The organism is Arthrobacter sp. B055-34 (assembly GCF_059090425.1).
The window spans coordinates 200659-223011 of record NZ_JBNHFQ010000005.1 but is presented as its reverse complement, the minus strand read 5'-3'; the positions used below and the strand labels follow the sequence as shown (position 1 = coordinate 223011).

Genomic DNA, 22353 nt, shown 5'->3' with positions numbered 1-22353 from the left:
AAGCCATGTGCCGGAAGCCAATGTGTCGCTACATGCTCCTGCGGTTGCACGCCGTGATTTTATACAGCGCAGCGTGTTCGGCAGACGCCAACAATTCGAATCCTTGGGAAACGTCCACGCCATAAAAACCGGGCCACTGAAGGTATGGATTGAACTGCCGCGCCCGTTCGGCACCGCCTAAGTACACGTACTCTGCGCCAACGCGCTTCAAGGCAGCACACACCTCCGGATCGCGATGGATGTCCCGGAAGCGTGATCGGAGGAACTTTTCGTCCGACGTGCGGTCTGCAAACCCGTACTGGGAGTAGACGACATGTCGTCCGGTGAGCGCATAAATGAAGGTAGATCCGTTGAACGGGTCACCGATGACGGTTGCGTCAGCCGGCAGGACGTCGGCCAACGACTTGATGAAGTCTTGCTCGCCTGACAGCATGCTGCGTCCGAACTCGTCTGACTCAATGTCATAATGAGGCGCTGCCGCTACCAGACGTGTGTCATAGCGGAAGGCACCGGAAGCTACTACAGTACAGACGCCTGCGACTACGACGGCAGCCGCGGCAACACCTCGTCCATCGACCGGCACATACCGTATCAGCGCCGCGAAAATTTGATCGAGGGCATAAGCGGCAAAGACACAGGCGACGACGGCGGAGACAGCAGCGATACGGACGGCGTCGTGGTACCAAAGGCCGGTCATCCACGAGAGCGGTCTGGCAGGGTGCAGGGCGGCCAGGTAGAGAACCACAGTTACGCCAAGGCCAACGGCAGCTGGCCAGCTTCTTTTCCGCCGCATTGCACCGAAGGCGCCGAGGACAACCAGCGGGCCGATCCAGAAGTTGTAGTCACCCAGCTGGATCCGCTCGTCATCGGGGGACCTGGGAAGATCAAAAAACAGGCGCTCGGCGGCGTCCGGCAACGGCGCTGTGACGGCAGTGTTGTCCGCCATGCCAGCCACAATGGGGGAGGTGCTGACCAGCCAGACTGTGCCACCTGTAGCAAGAGCCCAGAAGGCAACCCAGAGAAGTCCGTGCCGCCGGTCCTGCAACCAGCTGGCCCTGTACATCAGGACGATGTACCGCAGTACGTAGATACAGCCCAACGCGATCAGGGCGAAGATGGCACCGGGATGAATCCAGGCAGCACCCGCGGTCGCTAGCACGAGCACCAGTGATTTCACGGTCTGGTTTCGCCCGTCCGGATGGGTGGGCCGAACGTCCACGGGCGGATCTGTGCGCTGTTGGTACCGAGTGGCAGCGAGCTCGATCCCCAAAGCGAGCACTGCCGGCACCAACGCGACGGCGAACGAATTGGGCCATTGCGCACTGCGGCTCTGCTGAATGATGGGAAACGCAATGACGCCTGCGGCCACGACTGGCGTCAGCACCCATGTCAGTCTCTGTTGCGGGAACAGAGCCACGGCCAGGTACGTCAGCGAAGTCGGCCACACGATGCACGCCACGATGAGCGTGGCCAGGTTCGCTGAAGTAACGACGTCACCTGGTGATAGTGCCACCAGCGCGTGCCAGCCGGCGGGATAGAAAGAGCCTGTTCCCTGGCTGTAGATGGGATTGATATCCCAAGGCGTTGCCTGCCCGTTCTCTTTGATCCAGCGGAGAGCGTTCACGTGGAAGCTGGGGTCCCAGGCTTGATTGACTCTATCGACGTTGTTCATCGCATCGAGCATGGTCCACCCGTTGAGGACCGCCGCAGCAATCAGCGAGCCAGCTATGAGGAGTTGCGTCGGCCAGGTAGGTCCTGGCTCAGGCGGCATCCGCTTTGGCCGGATCAGCAGGTAGAGGCAAGCAGCGAGCACGGCAGCCAACAAGCTAACGGCAAGGAGCATCGTCAGGCTCCAGCGGATACCGATGATCAGGCACAGCGAGGTTCCGACAGCTGCGAGTGACCCCGAGACCGCGGGGGCGACGACCAAGGCCCTCAGCTGGTTGAGCCGTAGCCCGCGCAGGACCATGTACCCCGGGATGTAAACGACCGCCAGAAGCGCGGTCAGCTGGCCGATCGCAATCCAGGACATAGATTCACCTCGCAGCCCGGTGCACTGCCTCCAGCCAGAATATAGACAGGACATGCCTGCGGGGAACCGGTCCCGCAGGCATGTCCTGAACTGTGCGACCGTCGGGGGACGGTCTATCGGCGTCGTTACTTGTCGGCGGCCTGGGCCTTCAGCGCCCGCACAATTCCGTCGCGGCTTTCCAGCACCAGGCGCCGCAGTGCCGGCGAGCCCGTGCCGAGCGCCGCGAGGAACTCATCGGTGAGGTCCACGGTGGACTGCGTGGCCAGCTGCGAGGGGTAGAGCCCCACCACAATCTGCTGCGCGATCTCATGCGTGCGGGTGTTCCAAATGTCCTCGACCGCGGCAAAGTACGCAGCGGCGTAGGGCTCCAGCAGGGCAGTGTCGTGGACCCGGTTGAAACCGGCGATGACGGACTGCTGGGTGGCGTTGGGCAGATCACCACGAACGACGACGGCGTCCCAGGCCGCCGCTTTCGCGTCGGCTGTGGGGATGGCCGCCTTGGCCAGGGCGGCGGCGCGCTGGCCCGTGGCCGTGGCGTCGCGCTTGAGCTCGGCGTCGATCTCCGGCTGCCCGAATTCGCCGCCGGCCACCAGCGACGTCAGCAGCTCCCAGCGCAGGTCAGCATCGACGGTGAGGCCGTCCAGGACCCGCTCGCCGGAAAGCAGCGAAGCCACTTCGTCGAGCTGGGCATCGGTCTGGGCATGCAGGGCGAAGGCCTTGACGAACTGCAGCTGGGCGTCGGAGCCGGCCTCGGCGCTTTGGCTGAGTTCCCACAGCTGGTCAGCCGCAGCGAGGGTCAGGCGCTTGCGGTCCGCGGGGTTGACGTAGAAGGCCAGCGTGGTTGACAGTTGGCGCAGCAGTACCAGCACCACCGAGGAATCGGATTCGTAGGCGATGTTGTTCAGGATCAGCTCCGCGTACTCCCGAGCCGGGGTTTCGCCGTCGCGGGTGGCGTCCCAGGCGGAGGCGAGCACCAGGGTCCGCGGCAGGGACTCGGTGAAGTCCTTCACGTGGACCTTCGAGGTCGCGAGGGAGACCTCGTCCAGCCGGATCTTGGCGTAGGCCAGATCATCGTCGTTCAGGAGCACCAGGGCAGGCCGCTCGAGGCCGGCTAGTTCGGGCACCTCCGTGCGCTCGCCGTCGACGTCGAGCTCCTCGCGGTGGGTGCGGACCAGCTTGCCTTCGGCATCGAGGTTGTAGAAGCCGACGGCGAGCCGGTGCGGCCGGATGGTCGGAAACTCGGGTACCGCGGACTGGAGAATCGCGAATGAGGTGATCTTGCCGCCGTCGTCCGTTGTGATTTCCGGTCGCATTGTATTGACGCCGGCGGTCTCCAGCCACAGCGCGGACCACTCCTTCAGGTCGCGGCCGCTGGATACCTCCAGCTCCGAGAGCAGGTCCGCCAGCTCAGTGTTCTGCCAGGCATGCTTGCCGAAGTATTCGCGCACGCCGACCATGAACTGCTCCTGGCCGACCCAGGCCACGAGCTGGCGCAGGACGGAAGCTCCCTTGGCGTAGGTGATGCCGTCGAAGTTCACCTGTACGGCCTGCAGGTCCGGGATGTCCGCCACGATGGGGTGCGTGGAGGGCAGCTGGTCCTGCCGGTAGGCCCAGGACTTCTCCATCGAGGCGAAGGTGGTCCAGGCCTGCTTCCACTCGGTGGCCTCCGCGGCAGCCAGCGTGGACATGAACTCGGCAAAAGACTCGTTCAGCCACAGGTCGTTCCACCAGCGCATAGTTACCAGGTCCCCGAACCACATATGCGCGAGCTCGTGCAGGATGGTGATGGCCCGGCGCTCCACCATGGCCTCGGCCACCTTGGACCGGAAGACATAGTTCTCCAGGAAGGTCACGGCACCCGCGTTCTCCATCGCGCCGGCGTTGAACTCGGGGACGAAGAGCTGATCGTACTTGGCGAACGGGTACGGCGTGCCGAACTGCTTCTCGTAGAACGCGAAGCCCTGGCGCGTGAGTTCGAAGATGTTCTCCGCGTCCATGTACTGCATCAGCGACTTGCGGGCGAAGACGCCCAGCGGAACGGTGCGGCCGTCGGAGCTGGTGAGCTCGCTGCGCACCGACTGGTACGGGCCGGCGATGAGCGCGGTGATGTAGGAGGAGATGCGCGGGGTCGGCTCGAAGTCCCAGGTGGACGCAGCGCCGCCTTCCTCGATGGACCCGGCGGGGACGGGCTCCGGCGTGGGGGAGTTGGAGATGACGTCCCAGTGCGACGGCGCAGTTACCGTGAACCGGAAGGCAGCCTTCAGATCCGGCTGCTCAAAGACGGCGAACATGCGGCGGGAATCGGGCACCTCGAACTGGCTGTAGAGGTAGACCTCGTTGTCCACCGGGTCCACGAAGCGGTGCAGTCCCTCGCCGGTGTTCATGTACAGCCCGTCCGCGTCGATGGTGAGGACATTGGATGCCGCCAGGTTGGGCAGCTGGATGCGGACGCCGTCGGAAACCTCCGCGGGATCCAGATCCACACCGTTAAGCGTTACGGAGCGCACCGTATCCGTGATGGCGTCGATAAAAGTCGACGCACCCGCCGTTGCCGAGAACTTCACAACGGTTGTGGAGCCGAAGACCTTCTCGCCCCGGGTCAGGTCCAGGGTGACGTCGTAGGACTCGACGTTGAGCAATGCGGCGCGCTCGCGGGCTTCGGCGCGGGTCAGATTCAAACCTGGCAAAGTGATGCCTCCAGTGTCGTAGCGGGTCCCGGCGGGGACGGTGCGGAGTGCAGGGGCGCTCTGAAAGGACCCGTGCACAGTGCGGCCATTCTTTCACCAGGCCCGTGGATGTACAGCACCGGCGTGATGCAATGAAGGAAAAGTTGCGGTTCCGTTGCGGCGCCGGTCCGGCCTTGGCCGCTGGCAAGCACGTTGGTTCAGAGTAGGCTTGAAGCCGTCATTCTTCCGCCCCTCCCGCCTGAAGGACCGTATATGCGCGTTCACATTGCCACCGACCACGCCGGACTCGAGCTGAGCCACCATCTGATCGACCACCTGAGCGGCAAAGGCTACGAGGTCATCGACCACGGCCCCAAGGAATACGACGCCGAGGACGACTACCCGTCGTTCTGCATCAACGCGGCGCTCGCAGTCGTGGCAGACCAGACTGCGGGCCAGGATGCCCTCGGCATCGTGCTGGGCGGATCCGGCAACGGCGAGCAGATCGCGGCCAACAAGGTCAAGGGCGCACGTGCGGCGCTGGCCTGGAACCTGGACACGGCCAAACTGGCGCGCGAGCACAATGATGCAAACGTCGTCGCGGTGGGCGGCCGCCAGCACAGCGTCGAAGAGGCTACCGCGATCATCGAAGCGTTCCTGGCTGAGCCGTTCTCCAACGCCGAACGCCACGTGCGGCGGATCGGCAAGATCGCCGCGTACGAAACCACCGGCGAAGTTCCCGCCTAAAGCACATGCCTGAAGGCCACTCGGTCCACCGCCTCGCCGCCCAGTTCAATTCCGTCTTCGGCGGTCAGCGCCTCGCCGTCAGCAGTCCGCAGGGCCGCTTCGCCGCCGGCGCGGAGCGGATCAACGGACACATCCTGGAAGCTGCCCGCGCGCACGGCAAGCAACTGTTCCTGCACTTCGACAACGAGCTGATTCTGCGCGTCCACCTGGGTCTCTACGGCGCCTGGGACTTCGGCGGCGACCAGACCTTCCGCGGCGCCTCCAGCATTGGTGCCCCGCGCCGGGTAGGGGAGCGTGAAGCGTACGACGACGATTCCCACCCTGCGTACGACGGTCCGCCGGAGCCTGTGGGCCAGGTGAGAGCCAGGCTCGTGTCAGCGCACGGCTGGGCGGATCTGCGTGGGCCGACGGCCTGCGAAGTGATCACCGAAGGCGAGCGGTCCGCCGTCGTCGCCAAACTGGGGCCGGACCCGCTGCAGCCGAATGCCGGCCCGGACGAGTTTGTCCAGCGGCTGACATCCAAAGGCTCCGCGGTGGGCACACTGCTGATGAGCCAGGATGTCATCGCCGGTGTCGGCAACATCTACCGGGCGGAGACGCTGTTCCGCGGCGGGCTGAATCCCTGGCGCCCGGGCAAAAGCCTGTCAGTGGAGGAAGCGGCACTGCTGTGGGAGGACATTGCCCTGGTCATGCACGACGGTGTCCGGGACGGGCGGATCATCACCACGCGCGCCGAACATCGGGATGGCAGCGGGCGGCCGGTGTGGCCGGACAACGCGCACTATGTCTATCAGCGCCAGGGGCTCGGCTGCCGCGTCTGCGGCACTGACGTGGTGCTGGCGGAGATGGGAAACCGCAAGCTCTACTGGTGTCCGGACTGCCAGCAGGCCTGAACGGAGCGCCGCTCCCGCCGATTTGCGAAACAGGTCCGTGGTCATGCTAGAGTTTCAACGTCCTGGGGATGTAGCTCAATGGTAGAGCCTCAGTCTTCCAAACTGATTACGCGGGTTCGATTCCCGTCATCCCCTCTGCGATGAGACGGGCCGGCAGCGGTCCGTCTTTTTCGTTAAGGCGGCAGTCCTTTTGCCGCCGCCGATTGTGCACGGAGTCTGCTTAGGCCGTAGACTTGCCGTGCACTACGGGGCGTAGCGTAGTGGCTAGCGCGCCTGCTTTGGGAGCAGGAGATCGCAGGTTCGAGTCCTGTCGCCCCGACTCTGTATTCTTGGTGCAGATCCAACCCCTATAGCTATCAGGAGTTCTAACGCTGTGAAGAGCGCTGTCGAAAACCTCACCCCCACCCGGGTCAAGCTCAATGTTGAGGTTCCCTTTGAGGAACTCAAGCCCAGCATTGACGAGGCCTACAAGACAATCGGCTCCCAGATCCAGGTGCCTGGCTTCCGCAAGGGCAAGGTTCCCTCCAAGCTCATCGACCAGCGGGTTGGACGCGGCTACGTCATCGAGACGGCCATCAACGAGGGCCTGAACGGTTTCTACCAGAACGCTGTGCAGGAGAGCGGCATCCGCCCCCTGAGCCGCCCCGAGGTTGAGATCACCGAGGTCCCGGACCCGGCTGCCACCGAAGGCCAGCTGTCTTTCCACGTCGAGGTGGACATCCGCCCCGAAATCGAACTGCCGGAGTACTCCGGACTCGAGGTCACCGTGGAAGCTGCCGAAGCCAGCGACGCCGACGTCGAAAAGGCCCTGGACGACCTGCGCGGCCGGTTCGGCACGCTGAAGTCTGTCGACCGTCCCGCCGCCCAGGATGACTTCATCACCATGGACCTCAGCGCCAAGGTGAACGGCGAAGAGGTCGATTCCGCAGCGGACCTGTCCTACCAGGTCGGCGCCGGAACCATGCTCGAGGGCCTGGACGAAGCCGTAACCGGCCTGAGCGCCGACGAAGACGCCACCTTCATGACCACGCTGGCCGGTGGCGAGCACGCCGGTGAAGAAGCCGAGGTCAAGGTTGTCATCAAGGCCGTCAAGGAGCGCGAGCTGCCGGAGGCAAACGATGACTTTGCCCAGCTGGCCAGCGAATTCGACACCATCGCCGAGCTGAAGGAAGACCTGGCAAAGCAGGCTGCCGACAGCAAGGTCATGGAGCAGGGCGTCGAAGCACGCGACAAGGTGCTGGACAAGCTGATGGAACTCGTTGAGGTTCCCGTTCCCGAGTCCGTGATTGAAGAGCAGCTCGAGCAGCACTTCCGCCCGGAGAACAGCGACGGCAGCGAAGAGCACGACACCGATGAGCACCGCGCCGAAGTTCGCCAGAACACCGAGCGTGCCTTCCAGAACGAAATCATCCTCGACGCCGTGGCGGATAAGGAAGAGGTCGGCGTCAGCCAGGCAGAGCTGATCGACTACATCGTTTCCTCCGCCAGCCAGTACGGCATGGATCCGAACCAGTTCGCACAGCTCATCGACCAGAGCGGCCAGGTGCCGATGATGGTTTCCGAGGTCCGCCGCCGCAAGGCCCTGGCCAAGGTACTGGAGCTGGCCAAGGTTACGGACACCAACGGTGCCGAGGTCGACCTTAGCGACTTCGTCCGCCCCGCCGGCGAAGAAGAGCCGAACGTTGAGGACATGATCCAGGCTGCGCAGGCAGAAGCTGCTCAGGCGGAGGAAGCTCCGGCAGAGGGTGTCTCGGAGGAGAGCACGGACGACAGCGCTGCCGAGTCCAAGGCCTAAACAGCAGAGTTTCATGGCGGCCGCCTGCCCTTCACGGGGTGGGCGGTTGCTGCGTTTAACCACCTGCCTGCATGGTCCCGGCGCGCTGATGCGCCGTCAGCGAACAGCCCGTAAATAAGGCAGAAACGGGCACTGATCCGCGTTAGTGTCCAAGAAGGAAAAAGAACCTGGGGACTGCACCGGCCACCGGTGCAGCCTGTGGGGACAAGCGAGAGGTATTTCAGAATGTCCAGTGAATCAACCACTCCGAAGATGGCCACCGTCGACCCGGCCACCCGGGAAGACTACATCTACAACCGCCTGCTGAAGGAACGCATTATCTGGCTTGGCTCGGAAGTGCGGGACGAGAACGCCAATGCCATCTGTTCCCAGCTGCTGCTGCTTTCGGCCGAGGATCCTAACAAGGACATCTACCTCTACATCAACTCGCCCGGCGGCTCGGTGACGGCAGGCATGGCCATTTATGACACCATCCAGTTCATTCCGAACGATGTCGTCACGGTGGCCACCGGCCTGGCAGCTTCCATGGGCCAGTTCCTGCTGTCCTCGGGAACCAAGGGCAAGCGCTACGCTACTCCGCACGCCCGCATTCTGATGCACCAGCCCTCCGGCGGCATCGGCGGTACTGCGTCCGACATCAAGATCCAGGCCGAGCTGATCCTGCACATGAAGCGGGTCATGGCGGAGCTGACCGCGGAGCAGACCGGCCAGACTGTGGAGCAGATCCTCAAGGATAATGACCGCGATAAGTGGTTTACCGCCGAGGAAGGCCTTGAGTACGGCTTCTTCGACAAGATTTCGGCCCACGCCGGCGGCGTTACCGGCGGCGGCGGAACTTCACAGGATTCATGATCGCAGGTTCTGCGACACGGCCCTACGATCATTAGAAGCAGGAGAATCACGATGAACCACAATTTTGCTGCCGCTGCCGGCGGCCACGCAGCCAACCTTCCGACCAGCCGTTATGTGCTGCCGCAGTTCGAGGAGCGCACGCCTTACGGCTTCAAGCGCCAGGACCCCTACACCAAGCTCTTTGAGGACCGGATCATTTTCCTCGGCGTGCAGGTGGACGATGCCTCGGCGGACGACGTCATGGCGCAGCTGCTGGTCCTGGAATCCACGGATCCGGACCGCGACATCACGCTGTACATCAACTCGCCCGGCGGCTCCTTCACCGCGATGACGGCCATCTACGACACCATGCAGTACATCCGTCCCGAGATCCAGACCGTGTGCCTCGGACAAGCGGCCAGCGCTGCCGCCGTGCTGCTGGCGGCGGGTACCCCGGGCAAGCGCCTGGCGCTGCCGAACGCGCGCGTGCTGATCCACCAGCCGGCACTCGGGGGCGGTGAGCGCGGGCAGGCTTCTGACCTGGAGATCCAGGCAGCCGAGGTCATGCGTATGCGCACTTGGCTCGAAGACACTCTGGCGCTGCACAGCGGCAGGACCTCGGACCAGGTCAACGTCGACATCGAGCGTGACAAGATCCTGACCGCCGAGGACGCACTGTCTTACGGCCTGATCGATCAGGTCCTCGATTCGCGTAAGATCCACAAGCCGGCCATCAACAAGGCCTAATGATTGTGTGTCGGCAGCTTCATTGCTGATCCGCTCAGCCCGTGGTGCTTAACATGGCACCACGGGCTCTGTGGTTACTGAAACTGTCAGCCAAGTGATTTAGAGTGGAAGCTAGTCAGCCGCCTTCATTCGTCTGAGCATGGGAGCTCCACCTGCCGCTCCCGGGCGTTGACCGATTCCAGTAGGACCAAGTAAGGGGACTGAATATGGCTCGCATTGGTGAGAGCGCTGACCTGCTTAAGTGCTCCTTCTGCGGCAAAAGCCAGAAACAAGTCCGGAAGCTGATCGCTGGCCCCGGCGTCTATATCTGTGACGAATGCATTGAGCTCTGCAACGAGATCATCGAAGAAGAGCTGTCCGAGGTTTCGGACCTCGGTTCCTTCGAGCTCCCCAAGCCGCGTGAGATATTCGACTTCCTGCAGGAATACGTTATCGGACAGGAACCGGCGAAGCGGGCACTGGCTGTTGCCGTTTACAACCACTACAAGCGCATCCAGTCGGGGCACGCGCCCAAGAGCTCAGCGAACCTCGGGGACACCAGTCCGCTGGACGACGTTGAGGTCGGCAAGTCCAATATTCTGCTGATCGGCCCTACCGGTTGCGGCAAGACCTATCTGGCCCAAACCCTGGCACGCCGGCTCAACGTTCCCTTTGCTGTCGCGGATGCAACTGCTTTGACCGAGGCCGGTTACGTCGGGGAGGACGTCGAGAATATTCTGCTCAAGCTCATCCAGGCCGCTGACTATGACGTCAAGAAGGCCGAGCAGGGCATCATTTACATTGACGAGATCGACAAGATCTCTCGCAAGAGCGAGAACCCGTCCATCACCCGCGACGTTTCCGGCGAAGGTGTCCAGCAGGCGCTGCTGAAAATCCTCGAGGGAACCGTAGCCTCCGTTCCGCCGCAGGGCGGCCGGAAACACCCGCATCAGGAATTCATCCAGATTGACACCACCAATGTGCTCTTCATCGTGGCCGGCGCCTTCGCCGGCCTGGAAGAAATCATCGGTTCACGCGCCGGACGCAAGGGCATCGGGTTCGGCGCCCCGCTGAGCGACGCCAGCAAGGACGCCGACAGCTATGGCGAAGTCATGCCGGAAGACTTGCTGAAGTTCGGCTTGATCCCCGAATTCATCGGCCGACTGCCGGTGATCACCACGGTGTCAAACCTTGACCGCACGGCGCTGATCCAGATCCTCACCGAACCCAAGAACGCACTGATCAAGCAGTACCAGAAGATGTTCCAACTGGACGGCGTTGAACTCTCCTTCGAACCGGAGGCTCTGGAGGCAGTGGCCCAGCTCGCGCTCGAGCGGGGGACAGGTGCCCGCGGACTGCGCGCCATTGTCGAGGAAGCCCTGCAGCCGGTGATGTTCGATCTGCCCAGCCGCGAAGACATCGCTTCCGTCGTGATCACCGCCGATGTGGTGAACGGCAAGGGGGAGCCCTCCCTCATTTCCCACGACGTTGTTGCCAAGCGGCGGAACAAGTCCGCCTGACCGGAACGGGCGCCGCACAATCCAGACAGACGACCAGGTAGAGGATGGAATATGGCCCGCATTGGTGGAAACGGCGACCTGCTCAAATGCTCTTTCTGCGCCAAAAGCCAGAAACAGGTCCGGAAGCTGGTCGCGGGCCACGGGGTCTACATCTGTGACGAATGCATCGAGCTGTGCAACGAGATGCTCGCGGAAGAATTTTCGGTAGCGGCCGAGCCTGTCGGCTTCGAACTGCCCAAACCGCGGGAGATCTTCGAGTCCCTGCAGGAGTACGTCATCGGGCAAGAGCCTGCGAAGCGCGCCTTGGCTGTTGCGGTCTACAACCACTACAAGCGTACCCAGCCGGTTCCGGTATCCGAAGCTTCTCCTGAATCCGCCGATGCCGGCACCCTGGCCGACGTCGAGGTCGGCAAATCCAACATCCTGCTGGTGGGCCCGACGGGCTGCGGCAAGACTTTTCTCGCGCAGACCCTGGCCCGCCGTCTCAACGTCCCGTTCGCCATAGCCGATGCGACGGCGCTGACCGAGGCCGGCTACGTCGGCGAAGATGTCGAGAACATTTTGCTCAAGCTCCTGCAGGCCGCTGACTATGATGTCAAGAAGGCCGAGCAGGGGATCATCTACATTGACGAGATCGACAAGATCTCGCGCAAGAGCGAGAACCCTTCCATCACCCGCGACGTTTCCGGTGAAGGTGTCCAGCAGGCACTGCTGAAGATCCTGGAGGGGACCGTGGCCTCCGTTCCGCCGCAGGGCGGCAAGAAGCAACCTCAGCAGGAAGCCATCCAGATCGATACGACCAACGTGCTCTTCATCGTGGCCGGCGCCTTCGCCGGACTCGAGGAAATCGTTGACAGCAGATCCGGAGGCAAGGGAGTCGGCTTTGGCGCCGCACTGCGTGAGGTTTCGAAGGACGTGGACAGCCACGGGCAGGTCATGCCGGAGGACTTGCTCAAGTTCGGACTGATACCGGAATTCATCGGACGCCTGCCGGTGATCACCTCGGTATCGAAACTGGACCGTCCGGCGCTGATCCAGATCCTGACAGAGCCAAAGAACGCACTGATCAAGCAGTACCAGAAGATGTTCCACCTCGACGGCGTGGAACTTACATTCGAGCCCGAGGCCCTCGAAGCGGTGGCGGAACTCGCCCTCAAGCGGGGGACAGGTGCCCGTGGACTACGCGCCATTGTGGAAGAAGCGCTGCAGCCGGTGATGTTCGAGATACCGAGCCGGCAGGATATCGCTTCCGTGGTCATTACCGGCGACGTCATCAAGGGTAAAGGCAATCCCATCCTGATCCCGCAGGACGTTGCTGCCCTGCGCCGGAACAAATCCGCCTGATTCCGGGTTGCGCATTTTGGTACCACAAGTGTTTCCACGATAAGGAGTTCCAAGTATGTCCGACAACAACTCACCATCGACCGTTGATTTCTGGTTCGACCCCGCATGCCCGTTCGCCTGGATCACCTCACGCTGGATGCTTGAGGTTGAAAAGGTCCGTGAGGTCAAGGTGGACTGGCACGTCATGAGCCTGGCCGTACTGAACGATGGCCGGGATGAGTTGCCCGACAACTACAAGGAATTCCTGAAGACCGCCTGGGGTCCGGTCCGTGTCATCATTGCCGCGCGGGAACTGCACGGAGCCGACTACGTCAAGCGGCTCTACGACGCCATGGGCACCCGCATCCACAATGAAGACAACAAGGACATTGAAGCCGTCATCACGGCATCGCTGGCGGAGGTGGGCCTTCCAGCGGATCTGGCGGCATTTGCCACCTCCGATGAGTATGACGAGCAGCTGCGTGCCAGCCATGAGGAAGGCATCAGCTTGGTGGGCGACGAGGTCGGAACCCCGGTAGTCGCTTTCAACGGAACCGCCTTCTTCGGACCGGTGCTGACCCGGATTCCCCGCGGAGATGCGGCCGGCCGGATCTTCGACGGAGCCGTAGCGCTGGCGGAATTCCCGTACTTCTACGAGATCAAGCGTTCGCGCACTACCAGTCCTGAGTTCAGCTAAGCAACGGCACGCCGGAGGGCGCGCGGGAAAAAATTCCGGATGCCTCTGGCGTGTCGGCTTGCGGGGGAGTATAAATATTTATACGCATCCCCCAAAAGATGCGGGAACGAACACCAAAGATTCAGAGACAAGTTGAATGGACTCAGTTCCACCAACTGCCAGCCGGTGACAAGGCTTGGAAGACCTGAAGTTCTGCGGAGTTCGGGAGATTCTGAATGTCACTACATGAATCATCGAGTCGAAGCCCCACCAACGGCTAAACGCTGATGGGGCTTCCCCTCGTTAACGGCCGGTTACGCCGGCTCTTCAGCCGCGGCGAGTTCGACGCCGGAGACGGTTAGTTCACCGTCGGCTTCCGTGAGCTTCAGCTCATTGGCGTTGCCTGCAGCCTTCAGATCGCCCAGACCGGCTTCCAGCTGTGCCACCTGCTTCGCGGATCCGCTGATCAAAGCAGTCACGACCTCGGTACGCTGCTTGACCTTGGCCTCGGACTTTGCCTTCCGGATACCGCCCAGGGCCAGGCCGACCGTGCCGAGCAAATCCTTGTCGGCGTCCGCGGCGATGCCTGACAGCGCCGCCGTCGTCGGCCATTCGGTGCGGTGGACGGAACCGGCGCGCCACCATCCCCACACTTCCTCCGTAGCGAACGGCAGGAAGGGCGCGAAGAGTCGCAGCAGGGCGTCCAGGGTTGTGGCCAGCGTCGCCAGCACACTTGCCTGCTCCGCATCACCGGCGCCGCCGTAGGCACGGTCCTTGATCAGCTCGACATAATCGTCGGTGAAGGACCAGAAGAAGCTCTCGCTGATCTGGAGCGCCCGGGCGTAGTCGTACTTCTCGAATGCCGCGGTAGCCTGCTCGACCACATCGGCCAGCTGGCCCAGCAGCGACTTGTCCAGCGGGTTGGTGATCACCGATGCCTCGGAGGAGATGACCGACGTTTCGGTGGCCCCCAGATTCAGTACAAACTTGGAGGCATTGAGCAGCTTGATGGCCAGCCTGCGGCCGATCTTCATCTGTGCGATTTCGTAGGCCGTGTCTGCGCCCAGCTTGGCCGAAGCAGCCCAGTAGCGCACCGCATCGGCACCGAACTGCTCAAGGACATCCGTGGGAACCACGACGTTGCCCTTGGACTTGGACATCTTCTTGCGGTCCGGGTCCAGGATCCAGCCGGAGATCGCGGCATGCTTCCACGGTGCACAGTTGTTGAGCGCGTCCGCACGCACTGCAGTGGAGAAGAGCCAGGTGCGGATGATGTCGTGGCCTTGCGGACGCAGGTCGAACGGAAAGACCTTACCGAAGAACTCTTCGTCGCGGCTCCACTTACCCACGATCTGAGGTGTCAGCGAGGACGTCGCCCAAGTGTCCAGTACGTCGGCGTCTCCGGTAAAGCCACCGGGAACGTCGCGCTGGGATTCGTCGTAACCCGGGGCTGCTTCCGCTGCCGGATCCACTGGCAGCATTTCGTCCGCCGGCAGCACGGGATTCTCGTACTCCGGGTTCCCTGCGGAATCCAAGGGGTACCAGACCGGGATTGGAACCCCGAAGAAACGCTGGCGGGAGACCAGCCAGTCACCGTTAAGTCCTTCGATCCAGTTTTCGTAGCGGGAACGCATGAAGGCCGGATGGAACTCGATGTCCCGGCCACGGCCGATCAACCGCTCCCGGCGGTCGGCGTCGCGGCCGCCGTTGCGGATGTACCACTGGCGAGACGTGACGACCTCGAGCGGCTTGTCGCCCTTTTCGTAGAAGTTGACCGGGTGGGACATCTTCTTCGGCTCGCCGTCCAGTTCTCCGGCAGCGTCCAACAGTTCGACGACCTTCTCCTTGGCGGAGAAGACAGTCTTGCCGGCGATCTCGGCGTAATTTGCCTTGCCCTCTTCGGAAGTGATCCATTCCGGAGTTTCGGCGGCGATGCGGCCGTCCCGTCCCACAATGGCCCGGGTAGGCAACTGCAGTTCACGCCACCAGGTGACGTCGGTGAGGTCGCCGAAGGTACAGACCATGGCAATGCCGGCGCCCTTGTCCGGCTTAGCCAGCGGGTGGGCCTTGACCTCTACTTCGACGCCGAACAACGGGGATTTGACCTTCGTACCGAACAGCGGCTGGTACCGCTCGTCGTCGGGGTGGGCAACGAGTGCCACACAAGCGGCCAGCAGTTCGGGCCGGGTGGTTTCGATGTGAATCTTTTCGCCGTCCGGGGTTTCAAAGGCATAACGGTAGTACGCCCCGGGCATTTCCCGGTCTTCGAGTTCCGCCTGGGCAACCGCAGTGCGGAACGTGACGTCCCAAAGCGTCGGGGCTTCGGCCATGTAGGCGTCGCCGGCGGTCAGATTCGCCAGGAAGGCACGCTGGGAGACGGCGCGGGAAACGTCGTCGATGGTCCGGTAGGTCAGTTCCCAGTCGACGGACAGGCCGAGCGTGCTGAAGAGGTTTTCGAAGACCTTTTCGTCCTCGACGGCAAGCTCCTCGCAGAGCTCGATGAAGTTCCGCCGGGACACGACGTCGAAATCCCGCTGGTTCTTTGCGGGCTTCGCCGGCGGCTGGTAATCCGGGTTGTACGGCACGGACGGGTCGCAGCGGACACCGTAGAAATTCTGCACGCGGCGTTCGGTGGGCAGGCCGTTGTCATCCCAGCCCATCGGATAGAAAACGTTCTTGCCCTGCATGCGCTGGAAGCGGGCCAGAACGTCGGTCTGCGTGTAGGAGAACATGTGGCCCACATGCAGCGAACCCGACGCGGTCGGCGGGGGAGTGTCGATCGAGTAGACCTGTTCCCGGGTAGTGTCCGGATTGAACTTGTAGGTTCCTTCCTCGCGCCACCGCTGGGTGAGGACAGCCTCAAGGCCCTCGAGGGCCGGCTTGTCGGGGACGTTTACGGTTGCGGGCGTGTCTGTGCCCGGTTCATGTTCAGCCATGGGGTCATTCTCCCATGACAGCGGGAACGGATTCATATCCGCGGTATGGACCTGTTCACGGGGCTCCTGCCGGAAGCGCGCTCTCCGGCGTAGCATGCGGCTATGGGAAACATCCGGATCAAACGCATCTGTGAAGAAGCCGAACCCGCAGACGGATACCGCGTGCTGGTGGACCGGTTGTGGCCCCGGGGTATCAAGAAGGACGACGCGCACATCGATCTATGGCTCAAAGACATTGGTCCCTCCGACGGGCTCCGCAAGGAGTTCGGTCACGATCCGGAAAAATTCGATGATTTTGCCCAGGCCTACCGCGAGGAGCTGCGGCAGTCCGATGCTCTCCAGGTCCTGATCGACGCCGCAGGGAAACACAGCCGGATGACATTGCTGTTCAGCGCGAAGGACGAAGAACACAACCAGGCGGTGGTGATACACGAGTACTTAAACGCGAGATTGCGCACCTGACCTGCTTACGCTGGTCCTGTGAGCAAACGTGCAGTAGTGACCGGGGCAAGTTCAGGCATCGGCGAGGCATCGGTGAGGGCGCTGGGTGACAGTGGCTGGGATGTGATCGCTGTTGCGCGCAGGGCGGAGCGGCTCGAAGACTTGGCCGCCGAAACCGGGGCCACGGCTTATGCCGCCGACATTACCGATGCTGCCTCCGTGGACCGTCTGGTCGAGGATGTGCTGGCAACCGGCGGAATCGATGCGCTGGTTAATATCGCCGGCGGCGCCTTCGGCGCGGATTCGATGCTTGAGGGCAAGCTGGCCGACTGGGAGCGCATGTACAACGTCAACGTCCTCGGCACGCTGCGCATGATCCAGGGGTTCCTCCCGGCCTTGCGCGAAAACGGCGAAGGTTCTGTGCTGCTGCTGACCTCGACGGCGGGATTGGCGGCTTACGAAAACGGCGGCGGATACGTGGCGGCCAAGTTTGCAGAGCACTCGATGGCGAATACCCTGCGGCTCGAAGAGGCAGAACACAACGTGCGCGTAATCGAGATCGCCCCGGGTCTGGTCCGCACCGAGGAGTTCTCGCTCAACCGGCTCGGCGGGGACAAGGCCGCGGCGGACAAGGTCTACCAGGGCGTGGACAAGCCGCTTGTCGCCGCTGATGTAGCCGACGTCGTCGCTTATTCGCTGAATCTGCCGCATCACGTCAATCTGGACCAGATAGTCATCCGGCCGGTCGCGCAGGCGGCGGCACATAAGCTGATCCGGCGCTGAAGCGCCACCAGGCCGCCGATGTTTCGACATTGGAGGCCGCAGCCATCTAAACTGGAAGGCAACAGCTTGGACCCGGCCATCACCGGTGAGCTTCCGGAAGAACAGTTCCATGCCAACCGGCGCGGCACCCAGTAGAACCGGACGGGTAAGCCCGTCACAGCAGTGAATGAGGGGCTGCCCCTTCAGGTTCCGCGAGGAGCCCGGGGAGGTCAGCAAGTGAGGTGGTACCGCGGGTTCCGCTCCCGGCCGCCGGGCGAGTTGAGACAACTGGCACGGCTGCTTGGTTCAGAGCACGTCCTCGCAGGAAGTGTCCACGCTTGCTAGCTGTCTTTCCAGGATGACGAATATGCCCCAGATTTATCCCAAGGCCACCACCGCCGGCGCAGCCGCTGCCCAGAGCTCCCCGAAATTCCCGGAGATCGAGGAACTGGTGCTCAAGTACTGGAAAGAAGACGGCACCTTCCAGGCCTCGGTCGACCAGCGCGACGCCGGCGAAAACGGCGCCAACGAGTTTGTGTTCTACGACGGCCCGCCCTTTGCCAACGGCCTGCCGCACTACGGTCACCTGCTGACCGGCTACGTCAAGGACATTGTCGGCCGGTACCAGACCCAGCGCGGCAAGCGGGTTGAACGCCGTTTCGGCTGGGACACCCACGGCCTGCCCGCCGAGCTGGAGGCGATGAAGCAGCTCGGCATGACCGACAAGCAGCAGATCGAAACCATGGGCATCGACAGGTTCAACGATGCCTGCCGCACCTCGGTGATGAAGTATGCCAGCGAGTGGCAGGCCTATGTGACCCGCCAGGCCCGCTGGGTGGACTTCGAGAACGACTACAAGACGCTCAATGTCGAATACATGGAGTCGGTCATCTGGGCGTTCAAACAGCTGCATGAAAAGGGCCTGACCTACAGCGGCTACCGCGTGCTGCCCTACTGCTGGAAGGACGAGACGCCGCTGTCCAACCATGAGCTGCGCATGGACGACGACGTCTACAAGAACCGCCAGGACCAGACCGTCACCGTGACCTTCCCGATCATCGCGGGTGAAAGCGCGCTCAGCACCGAGCTGGCCGGCGTCAACGCCCTGGCCTGGACCACCACGCCCTGGACCCTGCCCACCAACCAGGCCCTCGCCGTCGGGCCTGAAATCACCTACGCAGTGGTCCCCGTTGGCCCCAACGGCAGCACCGCCGAGGGGGATAAGTTCCTCATCGCGCAGGACCTGCTGGGCAGCTACGCCAAGGACCTGGGGTACGACGACGGCGCTGCCGCAGCCGACGCTGTCACCGCAACTTACACCGGCGCCCAGCTGGACGGCCTGCAGTACCAACCGCTGTGGGACTACTACACGGACGCCGAAAAATGGGGCACCGGGACGTCCTGGCGCTTCGTCGTGGCGGACTATGTGACCACCACTGACGGTACCGGTCTGGTGCACCAGGCTCCGGCCTACGGTGAAGATGACCAGAGGGTCTGCGAATCCCACGGCATCCCCGTTATCGTTTCCGTGGACGAAGGCGCCAAGTTCCTGCCCTACTTCAGCGAGGGGCCGCTCTCGGAGATCGCCGGGCTGCAGGTCTTCGAGGCCAACAAGCCGATCACCCGTGTCCTCAAGGCCCAGGGCCGGCTGGTCCGCCAAGCCAGCTTCGAGCACAGCTACCCGCACTGCTGGCGTTGCCGCAACCCGCTGATCTACCGCGCCATCTCGTCCTGGTACGTCGAGGTCACCAAGATCAAGGACCGGATGGTCGAGCTGAACCAGCAGATCAACTGGATCCCGGACAACGTCAAGGACGGACAGTTCGGCAAGTGGCTGGAAAACGCCCGCGACTGGTCCATCAGCCGCAACCGGTACTGGGGCAGCCCCATTCCGGTCTGGGAATCGGATAACCCAGACTACCCGCGCCAGGACGTCTACGGCTCCCTGGCCGAGATTGAAGCCGACTTCGGCCGGCTGCCGCTGAACGAGGCGGGCGAGCCGGACCTGCACCGGCCCTTTATCGACGAACTCACCCGACCCAATCCGGACGACCCCACCGGCAAGTCCACCATGCGCCGCGTGGAGGATGTGCTGGACGTCTGGTTCGACTCGGGTTCGATGCCGTACGCCCAGGTCCACTACCCGCACGAAAACCAGGACTGGTTCGAGCACCACAACCCGGGTGACTTCATTGTCGAATACATCGGCCAGACCCGCGGCTGGTTCTACACGCTGCACATCCTGGCTACCGCACTCTTCGACCGGCCGGCGTTCCGCAACGTGATCAGCCACGGCATTGTGCTCGGGTCGGACGGGCAGAAAATGTCCAAGAGCCTGCACAACTACCCGGATGTCTCCGAGGTGCTGGACCGCGACGGTTCCGACGCCATGCGCTGGTTCCTGATGTCCTCGCCGATCCTGCGCGGCGGTAACCTCATCGTCACCGAACAGGGCATCCGCGACGGCGTCCGCCAGGTCATCCTGCCGCTGTGGAACGTGTGGCACTTCTTCAAGCTCTACACCAACACCGCGGACAACGGCGCCGGCTACGAGGCGAAAACCGTTGCCGGCGACACCGGACGGATCGAGTCCCTGGACTCCCTGGACCAGTACATCCTGGCCCATACTGGCGACCTGGTCCGCTCCATCACGGAGAGCCTGGACAGCTACGACGTCTCGGGAGCCTGCGACGCGCTGCGCGAGTACCTGGACACGCTGACCAACTGGTACGTGCGCCGCAGCCGCCAGCGGTTCTTCGACGAGGACCAGGACGCGTTCGACGTGCTCTTCACGTGCCTCGAAGCGGTGTGCCGTTCCGCGGCGTCGCTGCTTCCCCTGGTGACGGAGGAAATCTGGCGCGGGCTCACCGGAGGCCGCTCGGTGCACCTTGCCGAATGGCCCGATGCCGGCATGTTCCCGGCCAAGGCGGATCTGGTCACCCGGATGGAAAGCACCCGGATCATCTGCTCCGCGGGTTCCAGCCTGCGCAAGGCGGCGAACCTGCGGGTGCGGCTGCCGCTGTCCGAACTGACCGTCGTTGCCGCCGGTGCCGAAGAGCTGGCCGGCGGATACGAGGACATCATCAAGGACGAGCTGAACATCAAGTCCGTCCGCCTGATCGACGCCGGTACCGCTTCCCCCGAGGAGTTCGGCATCGAGCAGAAGCTTGTGGTTAATGCCCGGGCCGCCGGTCCGCGGCTGGGCAAGGATGTCCAGACCGCCATCAAGGCGTCCAAATCCGGAGATTGGTCCGTGGACGACGCCGGTATGGTCACCGCCGGCGGACTGGAACTCCAGCCGCAGGAATACACGCTGGAAACGGTCGTCACGGACAGCGCCGGTGGAGGTTCTGCCTCCGTCGCGGTACTGCCCGGCGGCGGTTTCGTGGTGCTGAACACGGAAGTGACCCCGGATCTGGAAGCCGAGGGTGTGGCCCGCGACTTTGTCCGTACCATCCAGCAAGCCCGCAAGGACGCCGATCTGGTGGTCAGCGACAGGATCCGCACCACGGTCAGCGCAGAGCAGGCGGTGCTGGATGCCTTGGGCACCCATGAGTCGCTGGTCTCCGAAGAAACACTGACCGTCGAGCTGGTGTTGGTGCCTTCGGACAACGGCCAGGAAGTCACTGTCGAGAAGGTAGAGGGAAAATCATGAGCGACGAATTCGGTGTAGAGAGTGTCTACGCAGAACTGCTCAGCCGTGCTCCGGAAAACAAAATGGAGCCACGGATGGAGCCCCTTTACCGGGCTATGGAGATCCTGGGGGAGCCGAACAAGGCGTTCGCCAGCATCCACCTGACCGGTACCAACGGCAAGACGTCCACGGCCCGGATTATCGAAGCGGGACTGCGTGCCCATGGTCTGCGGACCGGGCGCTACACGAGCCCGCATCTGACCAAGGTGACCGAACGGATCAGCATTGACGGCGAGCCGGTCAAGGACGAGACCTTCGTGCGCATTTGGGATGAAATCCGTCCCTATCTCGAAATCGTCGATACCGAACTGGCTGCTGCGAGCGAGCCGCGGCTGACTTACTTCGAGTGCGTCACCATTCTGGCGATCGCCGTTTTTGCGGACGAACCGGTTGAGGTGGCGGTCATTGAAGTGGGGTTGGGCGGCATCACGGATGCCACCAATGTGATCGACGGCCAGGTTTCCGTCATCACCCCGATCTCGCTGGACCACACGGACCTGCTGGGGGAGACCACCGAAGAGATCGCGTTGGAGAAAGCCGGGATCATCAAGCCGGGCAGTTTCCTGATCAGCGCGGCCCAGCCGGCCGATGCGGCCCAGGTGCTGCTGGAGAAAGCCCGTGACGTGGGCGTGCCGTTCCGGTTCGAAGGAGTCGAATTCGGCGTCGAGTCCCGGCTCATGGCCGTCGGCGGCCAGCAGCTAACCATCGCCGGTCTGGCAGGGCGCTACGAAAACCTGCTGCTTCCGCTGCACGGGGCACACCAGGCGCAGAATGCTGCAGTCGCGGTGGCAGCCCTTGAGGCGTTCCTGGGCGGCGGCGTGAAGGAACTGAACATCGACCTGCTGCGCGAAGGGTTCGGCCAGGTCACGTCGCCGGGCCGCCTCGAAGTGGTCCGGACCGCGCCCACCGTCATTGTCGATGCCGCCCACAACCCGGACGGCATGCGCGCCACGGCCGCCGCGGTGAAAGAGGCCTTCAACCTCTCGCGGCTGGTGCCGATCGTCGGTGTGCTGCAGGAAAAGGACGCCATCGGCCTCCTCGAGCAGCTCAAGGAACACCTGGGCGAACTGGTGGACGAGATCTGCGTGACGGCGTCCAACTCGCCGCGTGCCATCCCGGCCGAGCAGCTGGCGGAGGATGCGATGGCCGCCGGATTTGCCGAAGATTCCATCCATGTGGCCCAGAAGCTGGACGACGCGATCGAATGGGCGGTGGAACGGGCCGAAGCGCAGAACGATCTCGCCGGCGGAGTCCTGATCACGGGGTCCATCACCTTGGTCGCCGATGCACGCATACTGCTGGGGAAATAAC

The 22353-nt window shown here is 63.1% G+C and carries 15 protein-coding genes and 2 tRNA genes; 14 read left to right on the top strand and 3 right to left on the bottom strand.

What is annotated here, in order from left to right; translation table 11 throughout:
- Positions 1-28 precede the first annotated feature (28 nt).
- Together AC5RWO_RS11875 and pepN are read right to left on the bottom strand one after the other, a co-directional pair.
- Entirely contained in the window at positions 29-2032 is a 2004-nt protein-coding gene (locus tag AC5RWO_RS11875) for a DUF6541 family protein (RefSeq protein ID WP_498731564.1), read from the bottom strand.
- A 125-nt stretch (positions 2033-2157) separates the two neighbouring features.
- Positions 2158-4719 carry an aminopeptidase N gene (gene pepN / locus AC5RWO_RS11870; protein ID WP_498731563.1) on the bottom strand — a complete coding sequence of 854 codons (2562 nt, stop codon included), beginning with the start codon at positions 4717-4719 and terminating at the stop codon, positions 2158-2160.
- Positions 4720-4971: 252 nt separating this feature from the next.
- On the opposite strand from pepN, the gene AC5RWO_RS11865 reads away from it, so the two are divergent.
- From AC5RWO_RS11865 to AC5RWO_RS11820, 10 genes are all read left to right on the top strand, one after another.
- Complete coding sequence (locus AC5RWO_RS11865; RefSeq protein WP_498731562.1) at positions 4972-5445, top strand: ribose-5-phosphate isomerase; 474 nt, start codon at positions 4972-4974, stop codon at positions 5443-5445.
- 5 nt (positions 5446-5450) lie between these two features.
- Positions 5451-6338 carry an Fpg/Nei family DNA glycosylase gene (locus AC5RWO_RS11860; protein WP_498731561.1) on the top strand — a complete coding sequence of 296 codons (888 nt, stop codon included), beginning with the start codon at positions 5451-5453 and terminating at the stop codon, positions 6336-6338.
- A 64-nt stretch (positions 6339-6402) separates the two neighbouring features.
- Positions 6403-6473, top strand: a tRNA-Gly gene (locus AC5RWO_RS11855).
- Between the two features lie 111 nt (positions 6474-6584).
- Positions 6585-6657 (top strand) — tRNA-Pro (locus AC5RWO_RS11850).
- A 54-nt stretch (positions 6658-6711) separates the two neighbouring features.
- Positions 6712-8133, top strand: coding sequence for a trigger factor (gene tig / locus AC5RWO_RS11845; protein WP_498731560.1), 1422 nt, complete (start codon positions 6712-6714; stop codon positions 8131-8133).
- 252 nt (positions 8134-8385) lie between these two features.
- Positions 8386-8985 (top strand): ATP-dependent Clp protease proteolytic subunit, encoded by a 600-nt coding sequence (locus tag AC5RWO_RS11840; RefSeq protein ID WP_498731690.1) that lies wholly within the window; start codon positions 8386-8388, stop codon positions 8983-8985.
- Between the two features lie 51 nt (positions 8986-9036).
- The gene (locus AC5RWO_RS11835; RefSeq protein WP_074702141.1) at positions 9037-9711 is read left to right on the top strand and encodes an ATP-dependent Clp protease proteolytic subunit; all 675 of its coding nucleotides are present in this window, start codon (positions 9037-9039) and stop codon (positions 9709-9711) included.
- A 206-nt stretch (positions 9712-9917) separates the two neighbouring features.
- A complete protein-coding gene (clpX, locus tag AC5RWO_RS11830) occupies positions 9918-11210 on the top strand; it encodes an ATP-dependent Clp protease ATP-binding subunit ClpX (RefSeq protein WP_498731559.1) in 1293 nt (430 codons plus the stop codon).
- A 51-nt stretch (positions 11211-11261) separates the two neighbouring features.
- Positions 11262-12554: an ATP-dependent Clp protease ATP-binding subunit ClpX gene (gene clpX, locus AC5RWO_RS11825; protein WP_498731558.1), complete on the top strand. Its 1293-nt coding sequence runs from the start codon at positions 11262-11264 to the stop codon at positions 12552-12554.
- 55 nt (positions 12555-12609) lie between these two features.
- On the top strand, positions 12610-13230 hold the full coding sequence (locus AC5RWO_RS11820) for a DsbA family oxidoreductase (protein WP_498731557.1): 621 nt from the start codon (positions 12610-12612) through the stop codon (positions 13228-13230).
- Positions 13231-13523: 293 nt separating this feature from the next.
- On the opposite strand, the gene valS is transcribed toward AC5RWO_RS11820, so the two are convergent.
- Entirely contained in the window at positions 13524-16145 is a 2622-nt protein-coding gene (valS, locus tag AC5RWO_RS11815) for a valine--tRNA ligase (RefSeq protein ID WP_498731556.1), read from the bottom strand.
- 102 nt (positions 16146-16247) lie between these two features.
- On the opposite strand from valS, the gene AC5RWO_RS11810 reads away from it, so the two are divergent.
- The 4 genes from AC5RWO_RS11810 to AC5RWO_RS11795 all read left to right on the top strand — a co-directional run bounded on the left by AC5RWO_RS11810 (position 16248) and on the right by AC5RWO_RS11795 (position 22352).
- Complete coding sequence (locus AC5RWO_RS11810; RefSeq protein WP_498731555.1) at positions 16248-16607, top strand: DUF488 domain-containing protein; 360 nt, start codon at positions 16248-16250, stop codon at positions 16605-16607.
- Between the two features lie 18 nt (positions 16608-16625).
- Positions 16626-17369: an SDR family oxidoreductase gene (locus AC5RWO_RS11805; RefSeq protein ID WP_498731554.1), complete on the top strand. Its 744-nt coding sequence runs from the start codon at positions 16626-16628 to the stop codon at positions 17367-17369.
- Between the two features lie 346 nt (positions 17370-17715).
- Positions 17716-21003 carry an isoleucine--tRNA ligase gene (gene ileS, locus AC5RWO_RS11800; RefSeq protein WP_498731553.1) on the top strand — a complete coding sequence of 1096 codons (3288 nt, stop codon included), beginning with the start codon at positions 17716-17718 and terminating at the stop codon, positions 21001-21003.
- On the top strand, positions 21000-22352 hold the full coding sequence (locus AC5RWO_RS11795; RefSeq protein WP_498731552.1) for a bifunctional folylpolyglutamate synthase/dihydrofolate synthase: 1353 nt from the start codon (positions 21000-21002) through the stop codon (positions 22350-22352). Before ileS ends, AC5RWO_RS11795 begins: the two co-directional genes overlap by 4 nt.
- The last annotated feature ends 1 nt before the right edge of the window (position 22353 follow it).

Excerpts from the sequence above, each read along its gene's own strand:
- AC5RWO_RS11875 (WP_498731564.1), bottom strand. The coding sequence starts at position 2,032 with ATGTCCTGGATTGCGATCGGCCAGCTGACCGCGCTTCTGGCGGTCGTT.
- AC5RWO_RS11820 (WP_498731557.1), top strand. The coding sequence starts at position 12,610 with ATGTCCGACAACAACTCACCATCGACCGTTGATTTCTGGTTCGACCCC.
- AC5RWO_RS11865 (WP_498731562.1), top strand. The coding sequence starts at position 4,972 with ATGCGCGTTCACATTGCCACCGACCACGCCGGACTCGAGCTGAGCCAC.
- AC5RWO_RS11840 (WP_498731690.1), top strand. The coding sequence starts at position 8,386 with ATGGCCACCGTCGACCCGGCCACCCGGGAAGACTACATCTACAACCGC.
- AC5RWO_RS11860 (WP_498731561.1), top strand. The coding sequence starts at position 5,451 with ATGCCTGAAGGCCACTCGGTCCACCGCCTCGCCGCCCAGTTCAATTCC.
- AC5RWO_RS11835 (WP_074702141.1), top strand. The coding sequence starts at position 9,037 with ATGAACCACAATTTTGCTGCCGCTGCCGGCGGCCACGCAGCCAACCTT.
- AC5RWO_RS11810 (WP_498731555.1), top strand. The coding sequence starts at position 16,248 with ATGGGAAACATCCGGATCAAACGCATCTGTGAAGAAGCCGAACCCGCA.
- clpX (WP_498731559.1), top strand. The coding sequence starts at position 9,918 with ATGGCTCGCATTGGTGAGAGCGCTGACCTGCTTAAGTGCTCCTTCTGC.
- AC5RWO_RS11795 (WP_498731552.1), top strand. The coding sequence starts at position 21,000 with ATGAGCGACGAATTCGGTGTAGAGAGTGTCTACGCAGAACTGCTCAGC.
- clpX (WP_498731558.1), top strand. The coding sequence starts at position 11,262 with ATGGCCCGCATTGGTGGAAACGGCGACCTGCTCAAATGCTCTTTCTGC.
- valS (WP_498731556.1), bottom strand. The coding sequence starts at position 16,145 with ATGGCTGAACATGAACCGGGCACAGACACGCCCGCAACCGTAAACGTC.
- ileS (WP_498731553.1), top strand. The coding sequence starts at position 17,716 with ATGCCCCAGATTTATCCCAAGGCCACCACCGCCGGCGCAGCCGCTGCC.